This is a genomic window from Mesorhizobium sp. M0751, from assembly GCF_040320265.1.
Classification (GTDB): domain Bacteria; phylum Pseudomonadota; class Alphaproteobacteria; order Rhizobiales; family Rhizobiaceae; genus Mesorhizobium.
In genome coordinates, this window is the sequence record NZ_JAMYPH010000030.1 from 38,891 (window position 1) to 54,487 (window position 15,597).

Annotated in this window: 12 protein-coding genes and 1 pseudogene; 12 read left to right on the forward strand and 1 reads right to left on the reverse strand. The window is 55.2% G+C overall.

What is annotated here, in order from left to right; genetic code table 11:
- Positions 1 to 20: 20 nt before the first annotated feature.
- From NKI19_RS29805 to NKI19_RS29815, 3 genes and pseudogenes are all read left to right on the forward strand, one after another.
- A complete protein-coding gene (locus tag NKI19_RS29805) occupies positions 21 to 722 on the forward strand; it encodes an FkbM family methyltransferase (protein ID WP_352567201.1) in 702 nt (233 codons plus the stop codon).
- Positions 723 to 967: 245 nt separating this feature from the next.
- A pseudogene (locus NKI19_RS29810) lies at positions 968 to 2,155 on the forward strand (IS3 family transposase).
- 410 nt (positions 2,156 to 2,565) lie between these two features.
- Positions 2,566 to 4,434, forward strand: a complete 1,869-nt coding sequence (locus NKI19_RS29815; RefSeq protein WP_352567203.1) for a hypothetical protein — start codon at positions 2,566 to 2,568, stop codon at positions 4,432 to 4,434.
- A gap of 463 nt (positions 4,435 to 4,897) precedes the next feature.
- Here NKI19_RS29815 and NKI19_RS29820 read toward each other — a convergent pair whose 3' ends face one another.
- Positions 4,898 to 5,983 carry an IS630 family transposase gene (locus tag NKI19_RS29820; RefSeq protein WP_352567205.1) on the reverse strand — a complete coding sequence of 362 codons (1,086 nt, stop codon included), beginning with the start codon at positions 5,981 to 5,983 and terminating at the stop codon, positions 4,898 to 4,900.
- A gap of 142 nt (positions 5,984 to 6,125) precedes the next feature.
- Between NKI19_RS29820 and NKI19_RS29825 the strand changes: the two genes are divergently transcribed.
- From NKI19_RS29825 to tnpB, 9 genes are all read left to right on the forward strand, one after another.
- The gene (locus tag NKI19_RS29825; RefSeq protein ID WP_352567207.1) at positions 6,126 to 6,599 is read left to right on the forward strand and encodes a hypothetical protein; all 474 of its coding nucleotides are present in this window, start codon (positions 6,126 to 6,128) and stop codon (positions 6,597 to 6,599) included.
- Positions 6,600 to 6,897: 298 nt separating this feature from the next.
- Positions 6,898 to 7,380, forward strand: a complete 483-nt coding sequence (locus tag NKI19_RS29830; protein WP_352567209.1) for a hypothetical protein — start codon at positions 6,898 to 6,900, stop codon at positions 7,378 to 7,380.
- A gap of 520 nt (positions 7,381 to 7,900) precedes the next feature.
- A complete protein-coding gene (locus NKI19_RS29835) occupies positions 7,901 to 8,710 on the forward strand; it encodes a tyrosine-protein phosphatase (RefSeq protein ID WP_352567211.1) in 810 nt (269 codons plus the stop codon).
- Positions 8,710 to 9,495: a polysaccharide biosynthesis/export family protein gene (locus tag NKI19_RS29840; RefSeq protein ID WP_352567213.1), complete on the forward strand. Its 786-nt coding sequence runs from the start codon at positions 8,710 to 8,712 to the stop codon at positions 9,493 to 9,495. Before NKI19_RS29835 ends, NKI19_RS29840 begins: the two co-directional genes overlap by 1 nt.
- 33 nt (positions 9,496 to 9,528) lie before the next feature.
- Positions 9,529 to 11,919: a GumC family protein gene (locus NKI19_RS29845; protein ID WP_352567215.1), complete on the forward strand. Its 2,391-nt coding sequence runs from the start codon at positions 9,529 to 9,531 to the stop codon at positions 11,917 to 11,919.
- Entirely contained in the window at positions 11,885 to 13,072 is a 1,188-nt protein-coding gene (locus NKI19_RS29850) for a tetratricopeptide repeat protein (RefSeq protein ID WP_352567217.1), read from the forward strand. Before NKI19_RS29845 ends, NKI19_RS29850 begins: the two co-directional genes overlap by 35 nt.
- A complete protein-coding gene (locus NKI19_RS29855; protein WP_352567219.1) occupies positions 13,069 to 14,385 on the forward strand; it encodes an O-antigen ligase family protein in 1,317 nt (438 codons plus the stop codon). Before NKI19_RS29850 ends, NKI19_RS29855 begins: the two co-directional genes overlap by 4 nt.
- A 288-nt stretch (positions 14,386 to 14,673) precedes the next feature.
- Positions 14,674 to 15,087 (forward strand): IS66-like element accessory protein TnpA, encoded by a 414-nt coding sequence (gene tnpA, locus NKI19_RS29860; protein WP_352622406.1) that lies wholly within the window; start codon positions 14,674 to 14,676, stop codon positions 15,085 to 15,087.
- Positions 15,084 to 15,437, forward strand: a complete 354-nt coding sequence (gene tnpB, locus NKI19_RS29865) for an IS66 family insertion sequence element accessory protein TnpB (RefSeq protein ID WP_352480788.1) — start codon at positions 15,084 to 15,086, stop codon at positions 15,435 to 15,437. Before tnpA ends, tnpB begins: the two co-directional genes overlap by 4 nt.
- Positions 15,438 to 15,597 lie beyond the last annotated feature (160 nt).

Consider the following 15,597-nt stretch of genomic DNA (forward strand, 5'->3'; position numbering starts at 1 on the left):
GACATATAGCAGAAATCTTGATGAGAAATTGGATTTTTAAACGGCGTCTACCGAAGAAATTTGGCTCGCTGCCAATCTACGTCAGCCCTGATGCGCAACTGAAGGTGCTCAAGCCGGGGAGTGTGGCATTCGACCCACAGCTGTTGAATGCAGTGGATGAACTTGTGGACCGTGGGGACACGATCTGGGATGTTGGGGCGAATATGGGAGTGTTTAGTTTGGCTTCGGCATATCGTTCCGGAACAGGGAAAGTTGTGGCGATTGAGGCTGACCTTTGGCTAGTGAACATGCTGCGAAAGACCTTTGAGTTGGAAGAGAATCGAAGCTATGGGGTTGAGGTGCTCCCTATTGCGGCATCTAACAGAACAAGTATTCAGAAGTTTTTGATTGCCCGCCGCGGCCGGGCATCGAATCATTTGGATGAAGTGACTGGAAGCACACAATCTGGCGGCGCAAGGTCGAGTGCCCTCGTTCCAACCTTCGAGCTGGACAGCTTATTAGCCTATTGTGCGCCTCCGTCGGTTGTAAAGATAGATGTTGAGGGAGCAGAAAATCTGGTATTGGATGGAATGACTAAGATCCTTTCGACAATCAGACCAAAGCTTTATTGCGAAGTTACGTCAGACAAACGGAAGACTCTTGAGATAATGGAACGATATAATTATAGTCAACGAGGTTCATTGAGAGAGCACGGCGCAAATCTTTTTTTCAATCCAAAGTGACCTGTGCTCAGCTCTTAAGACGTGGCGAAGGCGCCCCTTAGCAAAAATGCCCCGAGGAGGTGCTTTACCCAGGGTGACGAGGCTCCGTGCAGTGGGTGGCTAGGTGTGGGCTTTTAGCAGTTTGTCCATCTGGTCCGGACGGGGAAAGCTGAGGATTTCGAAGCTTCTGTGATTCTCGGGGTGACGTTGCCCCTTTGGCTTAATCCGGTTTGAAGTTCGCTCTGGCCCAACGCGAGGACCAGAGAATGAAGCGCAGCCGTTTCAGTGAAGAGCAGATCATCGGGATTTTGAAGGAGCACGAGGCCGGAGTTTCGGTGGCCGATCTGTGCCGCAAGCACGGGGTCAGCGACGCCAGCATCTACAAATGGAAGGCGAAGTATGGCGGCATGGACGTGTCGGAAGCGAAGCGGCTGAAGACGCTGGAGGATGAGAACGCTCGTCTGAAGCGGCTCCTGGCGGAGGCCATGCTCGACAATGCCGCTTTGAAAGATCTTCTCGGAAAAAAATGGTGACGCCCGCTGCCGAGCGGGAGGCTGTCGCGCATCTTCGAACGGCATTCGAGATGAGCGAGCGGCGGGCGTGCAAGACCATCGGCTGCTGTCGGATGACGGTTCGCCACAAGGCGAGCCGTGGCGACGATGGTGACGTGCGGGAGCGGATGAAGGCGATCGCGCATGAGCGCCGGCGCTTCGGCTATCGCCGCCTGCACGTGCTGTTGCGGCGGGAAGGTTATGTGGTCAATCACAAGCGTCTGTTCCGGCTCTATCGCGAGGAGAGGCTTGCCGTTCGGCGCCGTGGCGGCCGCAAGCGAGCCATTGGAACGCGGGCACCGATGATGGCCCCCGTTGCACCTAACGACCGTTGGTCACTGGATTTTGTGTCGGATCAGCTGACCGATGGCCGTCGCTTCCGGATATTGACCGTCGTCGACGACTGCACGCGCGAGTGCCTGGGGTTGGTCGCGGATACGTCCCTGTCCGGCGTGAGGGTTGCCCGCGAACTCGATCGGCTCATCGTCGAACGCGGCAAGCCGAAGATGGTGGTCAGTGACAATGGCAGCGAACTGACCAGCAACGATCCTTGCCTGGGCCGATGCAAGCCGCGTGGACTGGCATTATATCGCGCCGGGCAAGCCAATGCAGAACGGCTTCATCGAGAGCTTCAACGGTCGCCTCCGTGACGAACTGCTGAACGAGACGCTGTTCACCTCATTGGCACAGGCTCGCGCGGTCTTGGCCAGTTGGCGGACAGATTACAACTTCAATCGCCCACATTCGCGCCTCGGATGGCAGACCCCCTTCGAGTTCGCCCACACCTTCACCCCGCGACGGGACACAGCGCTGCGCACCGTGATCAGCTCCGCGCCTGTGCCCGTCGCTCAAACCGCCCAACAGGGCCACATTGATCGCCGGAGCGAACTCAGGATTGGATAAAACTTGGGGGCAACGTCACTACCATCGACGATACTTCGCCTGTAGCTTCGTCCAGTCATGCCCGATGAGCGAAGGGAGCGTGCCTTGCCTTCCTTGAGGCCGCCGCCAGCTACTATGCCAAGCTCGGCATTCGGGTCGAACGCTTGACGACCGACAACGGCTCCTGCTACCGGCCAAGGGTTTTTTCAGAGAACCCCGCAAGCCTCGGCAGCGGCGGATTTTCACCTGGCTATACACGCCCGAGATTAAAACCGAATGCTTCGTACAAACCAGCCTACACGAATGCCCTCACGCGCGAGGCCTACAACAGCTCTCAAGAACGCACGGCCGACGTGAGTCGACTCACGGAGTTGTGATTTGGATGTGCGGCTTGCCTCAGCCAATGCACCCTGAGTGTCAAAGATCACCAAATGAAACCTCCAATTGCCACCCGGCGTTCGTTTCTGAAGGCCGTTGCGCCTGCAGCCGTTTTCTCCAACCTTGCACATAAATCCATATCGGCTCGTGCATCGGATGCCGCCAGCTGGGGCAATGTCCCCGTTTATGCGACGGCAGTTGGCATGTCCGCGGTCGAGCTTCCAGCTGGGGTAGCCGCTTTCGAGACACGTGGGTATAGCGCTGTTGATGATGGTGGTGGCTGGCTTTACGCGGTGAGAAACTCGGAGCCTCCGCACTTCGGCAAGGTAGCCGTTGGCGACGGAAAGTGGGGCGAACTTGTCGTGCCGCGGGGTGAGATTACTTGCGAAGCGCTTGGTCTGGTCGGCGACAATTCGACCGACAATGGGGCCCGTTGGCCGAGCGCCAACGCTTACTGCCAAGCGAACGGGTTCCGTCTCATAGCAAAGAAGGGAACCTATAGGACATCAGTCAAGGCTCTCATTGGCGGAGACACTTTTATCCGCGGGGCCGGCATGTACGCTTCGACTTTCAAGGCGATCGGGGGGATTGATGCCGTTTTCCATGCTAACACCTCTACTAATATCGTGGTTCAATGGGAAGACTTTCAAATAGACGGTAGTGGAACTGCCATGAATGGAGCCTTGTTTGACGCTGGTGGCGAATTGGCGGTCATTATACAGGGCAGCTATTTCCGGAACATCCGTGGTCTTAATCCGGTGATAGCAAGCATCAATTCGACAATGCCTATGTATGCTGGCGTGATGCAATCTGTGATTTTGAAAGGGGGTAAACACGGCATCTACTGGCGAGCCAATGCTGGGATGAACGGCTCGACCTTGAGCAATATTCGTGCATCACAAACAGCAGTCACTGGCGTTCACATCGAAAATGTCGGGGTCAGCCTATCCGAGCTGACAATGGACTCTCCAACCTTCGAAGGAAACGATGGAGCAGGACTCTACATTAACAACGTACGACTTAAGATTTTGGGCGCCAGCCATTTTGAGCAAAACGGGCGGATCAAACCGAGAGCCGCTGCAGCCTTACAAATGCACCCTTTGACCACTACTAGAGGTTCAGGAGTAATTGCAGTCTGGCATAGAGCCCATGGTCTTGCTACCGGCGACGAAATTAACATAAGAGGAGCTAGCAGTGTCGGCGGCGTTGAACCTAATGGTAAGTCGGTTGTTACTAAGGTCAACACGAATTCTTACACGATCAGTCGTGGAATGCAGCTTGCAACGTCAAGCGTAAAAGGCGGCGGATCGAAAGTCGTCGCCGAATACGGATTACCAATCGACATCCTCATAGATAGCTCAAATAACATATCAACAGAGCTCGATGTAGACAAGATTAGCAAATCTACCGATGGCCGAGGCCAAAGGAATGGTATTTTCGCTCGATTGATGGCGTCGAACTGCAATATCATCATTCGGGGAGGCAACCCTTCACGTCGCAACTTGATTGACGGGAATGGTCAATCGAGGGGTTGTGCAATAACGCTGCTGAATTGCTTTGCTGGGACAGTTAATGCTGCCGTCTTGGCAGTCCGCCGCGATGAGCCTGGGATTAAGAAAACAGGGCGGCTTGCTCTGGAATCTACTGCAACCGCTACTGGCGTTCCGGCTAACGGCAATGGCTGGCTCAGAGTCACAGCCACGAAGCGCTCGACGGATGCCGTCACGGTAGGAATGTATGTGATTGCGTTGGACCGGGCCGGGGATAATATTCATTGGGGGTGGATTGGGCCAACGCTCCCCTCTCCAGGTTTTGAGGACTTCGTGACGTTCAGCGTCGTCGACGGCCAAGTGATGGCCGCGCGATCAGAGGGAGCCAGCGATGGCTGGATGACGCTCGAGGGTGAGTGGAGTGAGTTTTAGCGCAGCTAGCGATGTACTCGGGATGCCAGACGATGAGCTCTTGAACATGGTTTTTGAAGTAGTTTGCCGTATTGTCTTATAGATGACCTTGAAATGTGATCGCCATCGAGCGGTTGGTGAGTGGTTCGGGGTAGCTCTCGCCGGCGACGTCGTCACGCCGTCACATTTGCCGTGTGTAGCTGAGATGGCATAGGGGTGCTGAGAGGCGAGCTTGGAGGGCACCAAGCACAATCCGCCGGCGATGACGGTCACGAGGAAAGCGGAGATCTAGATGGCCATGATCCACGGCCGCGGTCTCGATGATCGGCCGCTGCTGATCGGCAGCAGCCGCCGTATCAGATGGCAGCAGCGCCCCTGGCGACCATCTTGATTGGGCCGAATGTTGATGGCTGCCTGACTGCATTGCTGTGTATGCGGCTATGTAGACTATTCCTAGTGTCCTGATTCCGAAGTCCGGTTCGTTCTATGCGTTTGCAGTGATCGTGCGAAGGCAAAAGCGCTGGATGCTGGCGAGGATGTCGTCGGCAGTCTTGGTCCAGCGGAAGGGCTTTGGATCGGCATTTGTGGCCTCGATGTAAGTCTTGATGGCAGTTTCAAGCTCGCTGACGGAGCTGAACACACCTCGCTTGAGGGCGCGCTCGGTCAGCAGCGCGAAGAAGCGTTCGACCTGGTTGAGCCATGAAGCCGACGTCGGCGTGAAGTGCACTTGCCAGCGCGGGCGCTTGGCAAACCAGTTGCGGATCAGCTTGGTTTTGTGGGTGCCGTAGTTGTCCATAATGACATGGATGTCGAGATCGACGGGCACGTTGCGTTCGACCTCGTCGAGGAATTTGCGGAACTCCTGCGCGCGGTGCCGAACCATGCATTTGCCGATGACGGTTCCGACTTTCACATCGAGCGCCGCAAACAGCGATGTTGTTCCATGTCTTTTGTAGTCGTGCGTGCGTCGCTCGACTTGGCCGGGCCGCATCGGCAGCAGCGGTTGCGTGCGGTCGAGCGCCTGCACCTGCGACTTCTCGTCGACGCACAGCACGACTGCACGCTCGGGCGGCGACAAGTAAAGCCCGACGATGTCGCGCACTTTCTCCACGAAGAGCGGATCGGAGGATAGCTTGAAGGTCTCCGAACGATGCGGCTGCAGCCCAAAGGCGCGCCATATGCGGTGCACGGTGGAGGGCGCGTGGCCGATCTCTCTGGCCATGGTTCGCAAACTCCAGTGCGTCGCACCTTGGGGAAGCGTCTCCAGGGTCTTGCGTATCGTGCTTGCGATCTCGTCGTCGCCGATTTCCCGTGGGGCGCCAGGGCGTGGTTCGTCATAAAGCCCGTCCATACGCTTCTCGGCGAAGCGATTGCGCCATGTGCCGGCCGTCGCTGCACAGACCCCCACCTTGGCCGCAATCTCCTTGTTGTTAAGTCCGCTCGCCGCTGCCAGAACAATCCGCGCCCGCTCGGCCAAGGCCTGCGGTGCTCCATGTTTGCGCGTCAGCGCCGTCAACTCCCCTTCCTCCGCATCATCTAGTACAATCGCCACGGCTCGACCCTTCGCCATTCTCGTCTCCTCCTCAACGTCACGAGAATGTAACTGATTTGTCGATCACCACACTAGGAAGATCATCGTAACTCGACGGGCCGCACCCCTCCAGCAATCCTCAGGATCCGGGCCCACATCACATGATGTCAACGAATGAAAGATGGAGAGCTTTTTGCCAATCAAGAAAATCGCAATCCTTGCACTCTTGGTTGCAGTTTTTGCGACTGCCTTCCTCGTCATCACAGTGACAACGAAAAGGGGACCAACTGCAACGAGCGTAAGGGCATCCGCTGCGCTTAAGCCGCTTGATGGGAAACTGGCCATTCAATCAATTGATGATTTTCGTGTCGGGAGTCGGAAGATCTTGTTGTGCGGCGTAGCGTTTAGAAAGCCGTGGTCGATGCGGGCTCTAATGACTGAAGCATTGCGCCGCGACTATAACGGTCTCGTTGTTACCTGCAGGCCAGTCGGCACAGGAACCCCCTGTGACGGCAATATGGCGTCGAAATTGGGCGACGCCGTCGTTGTTCAGTGCTTTATGGCCGATGGCACCGATTTGGCCGAGAGGCTGATCGAGAGCGGCTTGCTGTGCGGCCAACCCGCCCAGGCGGGCTCGACCTACCGAACTTGCTAGCGAGACTTTTTGGCTGGCTGCCATCAGCAGAAGACGCTGCACCACATCCGGACGGATGCTGTACGGCGACCGGAAAGGCCCTCGGATCGGCTTTCGGCCAATCGCGATCCAAGCCCGCTGCACGGATGGTGCGTTAGCTTTGACTAATTGTGTGTTCTGTCCACCACACCGAAACTGAAAATCATCTCGCATCTGCGAATTGGGTTGGAATTCACGCGAAAAGCTGTTACGCGCTGATTTCGGAGACTTTGGTGGTTGGGCGGGTCTTAGGTAACGTGGGATAGAAGGATTGATGCGGATGAGCGTAGTTTTGAGAAGTGCGTTGGCTGGCGTTGTTATGTTGGCCGGCTTCGCCCCGGTGTCGTCTTTCGCGCAGGATGCGTCGTGCACCTGTGCAACCGCCTATAATGGTGTAAATCCGATTGGAACGTTCGGGCGCGTTAATGGCGACGTAATGATCTCGCAAGTTGCTGGCTACGGCCCGGCGCAAGCGGGCGGCGCGCTGGATTTTGGCAGTCGTGTCGTGGTTGGTGATAAAGGCTCGGCTTTGGTTCAGGTCGGTGGCTGCAATCTGAGCGTGCCGGCCAATTCAACGCTCGATATCTCGCGCGTTGAGAACAAGATTTGCCTCAATGTTCTAGGTTCCGAGAAGACCGCCCAAACTCAGAATTCGAACAACAACAATAGCAAGGTGCCGCTCATCATTTTTGGTGGCATGGCTCTTGGGGCCGGTATTTTGGCTGCAACGGCGGACAAACATCACGGTGGTGTTAGCCCATAAGGTGGCCGGCAAACAAGCGATGCAGCAGGGGTGTTCTGTCTCTGCTGCGTTTTGTTTTTGCGACGTGGCTCTGTGCTATCTTCACTGGTGGTGCTCTGTTGCTGTAGCTAGTCGGGGTAACTCGTTTTGGCTCGCCGCTCGGCAGTTAAGCAGAGGGGCAGGAGTGACACTTTGCCATCGGATTCTGGAATGACCCTTTGTCCGGGCGGAGCCTCAATGGCCGCTAGTGGTGCCTTTGCGCCACCTGGTTGGTATATCCTTGTCCTGCGGTAAGCATCCCGGATGGGGACATTCTGCGGTGACCCATGGTAGAGTGCTGAGGCGACCACAGTCGGCGAGGCAGAGTGGCCCGGCGTGAAGAGTGGATCGCAATTGTCCGCATTGATGCGAGTGATAAGTCGTCGTCCCGGCAAACACGGCGATCAAGATCGATCCTCCGCAATGTGGTATTTGCGTCTCACACGCTACTCCAGTCGCGAGGCCATCCTTGCGATTTGCCTGAATGTGGCCAGAAATGCCAATGATCGATCTACATTCCCATATCTTACCCGGCCTCGACGACGGCTCGCCCAGTATTGCTGAATCGCTGGAAATGGCTCGACTCGCCGTGGCCGACGGAACGACCCACATGGCGTGCACGCCGCACGTGACCCCGGGCGTATACGACAACGGAACATCCAGCATTATCCGAGCAGTTCACGGGTTAGACCAAGCGCTGCGGCGCGCTGCAATACCACTTGCTCTCTTCGTCGGGGGAGATATTCACGTGGCGCCTGATCTTCCGAACCAATTGGCGGCAGGCAATGTGCCTACCTTGAACGGATCCCGCTATTTTCTATTCGAGCCTCCCCACCACGTTTTACCCCCGCGGCTGGAAGATCTCGCACTTCGCCTCATTAACGCCGGGTTTGTTCCCATTCTCACCCATCCTGAGCGTTTGACCTGGATCAAAACGAATTATGACGTTGTCGAGAGGTTGAATGCAGTGGGATGCCTCATTCAGCTTACTGCCGACTCGATTGTTGGTGCTTTTGGACGCACGGCGCTCTACTATTCGGAAAAGCTGATTGACGAGGGGAGGGTGGATATTATCGCGTCGGACAGTCATAGTGCTAGCCGCCGGCGCCCTGGTCTTTCACACGCGGTTGAGGCTGCTGCCAAACGATGTGGGGAGGATGAGGCCCGCAATATGGTGTTAACACGTCCAGGCGCAATATTAGCGAACCGTCCCCTTGAGCCGGTCGGAAAAGCACATCTGAAAAAATCAGACGCTGGCAACACCAGCCGTTTTGGGGGATTTGTCCGCTTGTTCAGGGGCGGGACTGAGTGATGCGCAATCGTTTCGTAGGAAGCCATATAGGCAAGGCATTCGTCTTGCTTCTCTTATTTGCTGCATCAGGATGCACGAGCACCTCCTCGACGACATCATCTTCATCGAACTCGGTCGACGCGTTGCAATTAACATCATCATCAGCGCCGCTTTCGGGCGGTGGCGCTCTGCAAGTTGTAAAGGACCTGCCAGCGCCGCAAAACACCGAAAACGGCAGCGAGCAGCCTTTGTCTCCGAATGATGTGCTCGAGGTCAACGTGTTCCAAGTCGATAATTTGAACAGAACCGTTCAAGTGGATTCCGGCGGGCAAATTTCGCTTCCGCTTATCGGGACCGTTACCGCGGCAGGGAAAACCGTCCGCCAGCTGGAGCAAGAAATCGAAACTGCCTACGGCGCCAAGTACCTGCAGTCCCCGGATGTGACGATTTTCGTAAAGGAATCGATTGGACAGCGCATAACCGTCGACGGCGAAGTCAACAGAGCCGGTATCTTTCCGGTATCGAGCAACTCCTCCCTTATCGATGCGATCGCCCTTGCTGGAGGATTCAATACCGTTGGGGATGCAAAAAAGGTCTTTATCTATCGCACCATCGGCCCAAACACGTTGGTTGCGAACTACAACGTTGAGGAGATTCGTGGTGGCAAAAGCCGCAATCCACGCATTTATGGCGGCGACAAGATTGTGGTCTTCGCCTCGAAATCGAAAATTGCTATGAACAATCTTAAGGACGCCCTCGGTGTCGCCTCAAGTGCGGCCCGGATTGCTGTGGTCCCCGGCTTGTAATTTACGGCCGGTCAGAATGTAGACGAATTTAGGATGATCCCCATCATGCTCGATCGCAACAGGCAGCATCAAATAGCAGGTCCGGGACACGCCCAGGCCATGTCCGCCGACCTGTATTATGATGGGGCGCAAAATTACGGCTCATATGGTGGCGAATACTCGGACCGCGGAGAGAGCTTCAATCCGCTAAAGTTGCTCTTTTACGTTATCCAGTATCGCTGGCTAATAGTTATGATGGCGGCAGCCGGATGTGTCGCCGGCATCATCGTGACCATGATGCAGACGCCAAAATACCAGGCAACCACGCAGTTGGAAGTCCTTGTTCCCTCGGCCAAAGTCTTCCAGGACATCGAGGTGGTTTCTGAGAACAGCGACCTACGAGCCTTTCAGACTGCACGTGAAAAGCTCAAAAGCCGGGCCCTGGCGCAGAGGGTGGTGTTTCAACTGGGTCTCGGTGAAAAGCCGGATTTTCTGTTTCCGACGCCGGACTTCTCGCTCGGCAATATCTTTTACCGCGCGTTTGGAATTACCAAGGCACCTTCTATCCAGGAGAGAAGTCCGGAGCAGCGGGAGGCTATTGCGATCGGTCGCGTTCTAAAAGATCTAACGGTTACTTTGGTACCTAATACAAGCCTGCTGTCCATTACATTTGCCGACCAAAAACCGAAATACGCCAGCGACGTAGCGAATCAAGTCGCACAAAGTTTTATCGATCAGCGCCTCGACCAGACCAGTGAGACGTCCGAATTGGCTCGGCAATTCATCCAGGAACAAGTGCTGCAAGTAAAACAAAAGCTTCAGAAATCTGAAGAAGAGCTGGTTGCCTATGCAAAAGATGCTGGTATTACGATAACGGGCGACGACAAATCGCTGATAGGGTCGAACATCGAGGTACTGAACACGGCGCTTGCGACAGCTATCCAGGATCGCTTAGACGCTGGACGGATGGTTGAACAGATTGACAGAGGTCGCGGGTCGAGCCTGGCCCCGGTCTTGGAAAGTGAAGGGCTCCAGAAGCTCAGCGATAAGCTGGCTGATTTAACTAGCCAGTATCAGCAGAAGCTGGGAATTCTAAAGCCTGGATTTCCGGAAATGCAGCAGCTTCAGTCGCAAATCAAGGAATTACAACGGCTTTATAACAATGGCGTACTGGCTATTACGGATTCACTACGGCTGAAATACCAAGAAGCGCAGAATAAGGAGGTCGATCTTAAGAGCAAGCTCGCCGAAATGGAAAAGCAGCAGGTTGTCTTCAACGACAAAAACATTAGATACACCATCCTTAAACGTGAGGTCGATTCCAACCGTTCTCAGTACGATAGCCTCATTGCCAAGCTGAACGAGGTCGGTGTTAGCTCAGAGCTAAAGACACAGAGCGCCGCAATTGTCGATTTTGCAGCCCAGCCGACTATGCCGTATTCTCCGCGCTTAAGCATCAATCTTGCGATCGCAATTGGCCTCTTTATGGCTCTGAGCGCATCAATTGTTTATGTCCTCGAGCTGTTGAACAACACCTTCACCAATCCAGAGCAGATCGAAAAAGAATTGGGTCTGGCGATGCTTGGGATCTTGCCGTTAGTCGACGACCGCGAGCTTATAGCCAGCATCGCCGATCAGAAATCTGGGCTGTCTGAGGCGTACCGTTCCCTTCGAACCTCGTTGCAATTCTCTGGCGCGGAAGGAGCACCACGCTCACTTCTGGTTACAAGTTCCGAGCCCTCGGAGGGCAAGTCAACCACCTCGTTCAAGCTCGGTCAGGATTTTGCTGCACTCGGCGCAAAAGTTCTCATTGTCGATGCCGATCTCCGAAAGCCAAACCTTCACCGCATGTTCGGCCTGGACAACACAATTGGCCTAAGCAATCTCCTGACAAATACCGTTCGCAAGGAGGACCTGACCAACATTTTCAGAGCGACGAAATATCCTAATGTCACCGTCCTGACCTCCGGAACAATTCCTCCAAACCCGGCGGATCTGCTATCTTCGCCAAAGATGGCGTTGATCGTCACCAATTTGGGCAAGCGGTTTGATCTTGTCATTATCGATGCCCCCCCGATCGTTGGCCTTTCAGATGCGCCTATTCTCAGCCGTTTGGCCGAGGGCACGTTGATGGTCATCTCAACCAATCAGGTGACACGCAAATCGGCCAAGACTGCATTAAAACGACTGCGAGCGGCTGGCGCGAATGTGGTCGGAGCCGCGATGTCAAAATTTTCAGTGAACAAGTTCGACTACAATTACGCTTACAAATACATGAACTATCAATATTATGACTACGGTACGAGCATTCCGAAAATTGAGGGCCAAGTCGATGATGGAGCAGGCCAGCCCGCTTACCCGAAATCTCCGGCGTTCAGCCGTTTGGTTCGTCACATCCGCTCTAGTGTTGGTGGCTTCATCGATCGGGCTAAGTCGATATCTTGAGGTCAAAGCGCCCGCCGTTTCTCTTGCGCTGGATCCGTTTAATGTCGACGCATTGATTGAACAAATCACCGAACATCTGAATGACACTGCGGATGCTCCCGATCTTGGTTCGCTGCTTGATGAGGCCGAAGGCGCACTTCGCTTCAATGTTGCCGACGCGCGTCTCTACAGTCTGATCGGCGAAATCAAGTACCGACAGGGCGAAAAAGACAAGGCGTATGGGCTTTTCGATCAGGCCCGAGAATTATCTAAAACCGAGATTCATGCGCTCAAGAGGTCAATTAGCCATGCAATTGAAACAGGGGATTTGCCCAAGGCGGTCAATGAGATCGACACATTGCTGCGTCGTTGGCCGGACCAATTTCCAGCTGTCACGGACGGTTTGCCGGCAATTTTGTCGAATCCAGATGGCTATCAGGCTATGCTGACCGCCATTAGAGCGGAGGCACCATGGAGAGCAGACCTGTTCGCCGCTCTTCGCACAACCGCCGGGGGGCTCGATTCTGCAAATCGTCTTCTCTTGGATTTGACCGGCTCAGGCGCGCCGCCGACGTCAAGAGAACTGTCCACCGTGATTGGCGGTTATATCGGCCAAAAGAAATATGGGTCGGCCTACCGATTGTTTCTTTTCAGCCTGTCCGAACAAGAACGCACGTTCAGCGGGTACATTTTCAACAGCACTTTTGGCTCGATGCCCAGCGGTAAGCCTTTTGACTGGCAGGCTCACGATCAACCCGGAGTGGAGGTGACGTTTGCCACTTCCCAAAATGCCCCGGAGGGCGGAGGAGAAAGGGGGGCAACAGTTCGTTTCTTGAATACCCCGGTCAAGGGTACAGCCCTCCAGCAGTACGTCGCATTGCCTCCAGGTTCGTATAAGATTTCGCTCATCGCGTCTGCGACGAACCTAAAGCTCCCAAAGGGGTTGTTCTGGTCAATTAACTGCGTCGAACCAGTCGGCGAAATAGCCCGCTTCGACATTCCGGAGGGGAGCTTTAATCGTCAAAGTCTAAGCCAGGAGTTTTCCGTTGGACCGGGTGCGTGCCCCATGCAAGTCTTGAAGCTAACGACCGCCGCCATTGCTGAGAGCTGGCGCTTTCGCTATGTCGGCACGCTAATAATGCACAAATTGAGCATTGAGAGAGTTCCGTCTTGAACGACCGGCCATCGGAATGGGACAAATACCTCCTCGGGTCGGTGCTGTTTGTATCGATGCTGATCGGCGGCGGTACGGCAAGCGGTCTCTACACCGACACGCTGATTGAGCTCGCAGCAATTGTCTCGGCGGCGGTTGTTTTTTCGCAAGCCTCTGGCCAACGAATTTCCCGTTCCGTTCTGTGGTTGTTCGTGTGTGCGGTAGTATTGTTTTTTCTGCAAATCATACCACTTCCGGCGGCGATATTCAGCGGGTTGCGGCCAGCTGCTTTGCTCGGAAATCCTTGGATAGGAGAGACCCGGTACCGCTTCATCAGTGTCGGGGTTGGCAGGACGGTCGAAGCTGCATTCTATTTTTTGGCCACGGCGACCTTCTTTTTGGCAATGCTGCGTTTGCGTGCTGAGCAGGTGAGTGCGCTTCTTCCTTTCTTTTTTATGGGTGTTATTTGCAATGGCTTGGCGGGAGCGATTCAATATTCACTGTCAGATAGCATCGCTATAGAGGGGTTGTTGCCCTTTACCATCAATGCTGGCCTGTTTGCCAACGTTAATCATTTCTCCGCGTTGCTTTTCATTTCGCCTCCTTTCGTCGTCTACTACGGTTTGTTTCGTGGGCATCTTTGGTCCGGATCGCTGGGATTAGCCGCGCTTTTGCTCCTTCTTTTGGCTGCCGGCTCACGCGCTGGTGTTCTGATTGGATTGGCGATTACAATTATGTCCATCGTCTTCCTCTCGGCGCGGAACAGAGCGAGTGGGTTCAGCATACTTGCGATGTTCATCGGACTCTCTATTTATACAATGGGGGCCTGGACGAAGCTGGACGCGGAGGGGCTAGATCCGGCATTTGGGCGTGGAGAATTCGCCAGAACCACAATTGAGGGCATAAAAGACAATTGGACGACAGGAGTCGGATTCGGGAACTTTCAAAAAGTCTATCCGATCTACGAGAAGGAGGGAATGATATATAGCAAGTACGTTAATCATGCTCATAATGATTATCTTGAGTTGGCCCTTGAGGGCGGAATTCCAGCTGTAGTCCTAGTCATAGGTTATTTGGTATTGCTTTTTGCGGCATTGGGCAGAGTTCGCCGCGACCCCTTTCAGAAGGCCGCCTTTCTCTCAGTATCTTTCCTTCTCATTCATTCATTGGTTGACTATCCTCTGCGAACCGAGGCCTTGGCGATGACGTTTGCCTATATGAACGCCATCATCTTCCACAAAGGATTTGCGCAACGCTTAAGCCACAAGAGTGAGATGATCGAGATCGACCACAACGGTGACAAACTGTTTGTTCCAATCGGAACTCCATCCTAGTGACGCCGTAATTTGTATCCTCGGAGAAGGCCGGCTCTCAATCCGCATAAGTTCTGCCAGTTAGTCGTCCTTTGCGAGTTGGTCCATTTGCGTAGGCGGTGTTTCCGGACCTGCGCTATCAGCAGCGATACCAACCTTTCTGGCGAGCAAAACACTCGATGGCATGCTGACCGTAAGCGGTGTTTCGTAAGCGCCACGCCGCTCCCCTCGTGCGGGGCATGAGGTGAATGTGCGAAGAATCCCGCCGATCGCGAGAGACGGAGGGCCTACGTGGGAGCAGACGGCAAAATGGACGTCGATTTGGACGTCCCAACAGCTGGCTACGCAGGCCGGCTCGAGGTTCTGGAAGGTCCAACGGGACGGCGGGTTCGCTCGGAGGCTGAGAGAGCCCGGATTGCGGCCGAGAGCCTGATGCCGGGGGTGCAGGTGGCGGCGGTCGCACGCAAGCATGGCGCGACCCGCTGGCAGGTCTACGATTGGCGGCGTCGCCTTCGTCAGGGACAACTGGCACTGCCGGAAAGCATGGCGCCGATGTTCGCGCAGTTGATGGTGGACGACTCATCGGTGCCTCAGCGGAGGATGAGGCCATCGAAATCGACGCCGGCGAAGGTGGAGATCGTGATCGACGACATGGTGATCCGAACGGCGGTTGACCTCGAGCAGCTGTCGCAGGTGATCCGAGCGGTTCGGGCCTCGCGATGATTGCACCGGGCAACGATCTGAAGATCTACGTGGCGACCCGGCCGGTTGACTTCCGGCGCGGCATGGACGGATTGGCATTGGCTGTGCAGGAGATGCTAGGCCTCGACCCGTTCTGTGGGGCAGCCTTCGTGTTCCGGGCCAAAAGGGCTGACAGGATCAAGATTTTGGTGTGGGATCGCACCGGCCTTGTGCTCGTTCACAAGCGGCTCGAGGGCTCGAAGTTCGTCTGGCCGCAGGTTCGCGACGGCGTGATGCGCATGTCGCCGGCGATGTTCGCGGCCTTGTTCGAAGGGCTGGATTGGAGACTGGTTCGCCCCGAGCGGGCACGGCGTCCGCAGCTGGCCGGATGAGTGTGGCACAGTGACTCAGGTGCCTTGTCTCCAATGGCGTTATCGGCACTCATGTGCTTGATTTAGTGCATGAATCTGACGGTTCTCCAGGAAGAGAACGAGCGTTTGAAGGCGCTCCTCGCCGAGGCGCAGGCAGCTTTGGCAGAGTCCGAGGAGGCGC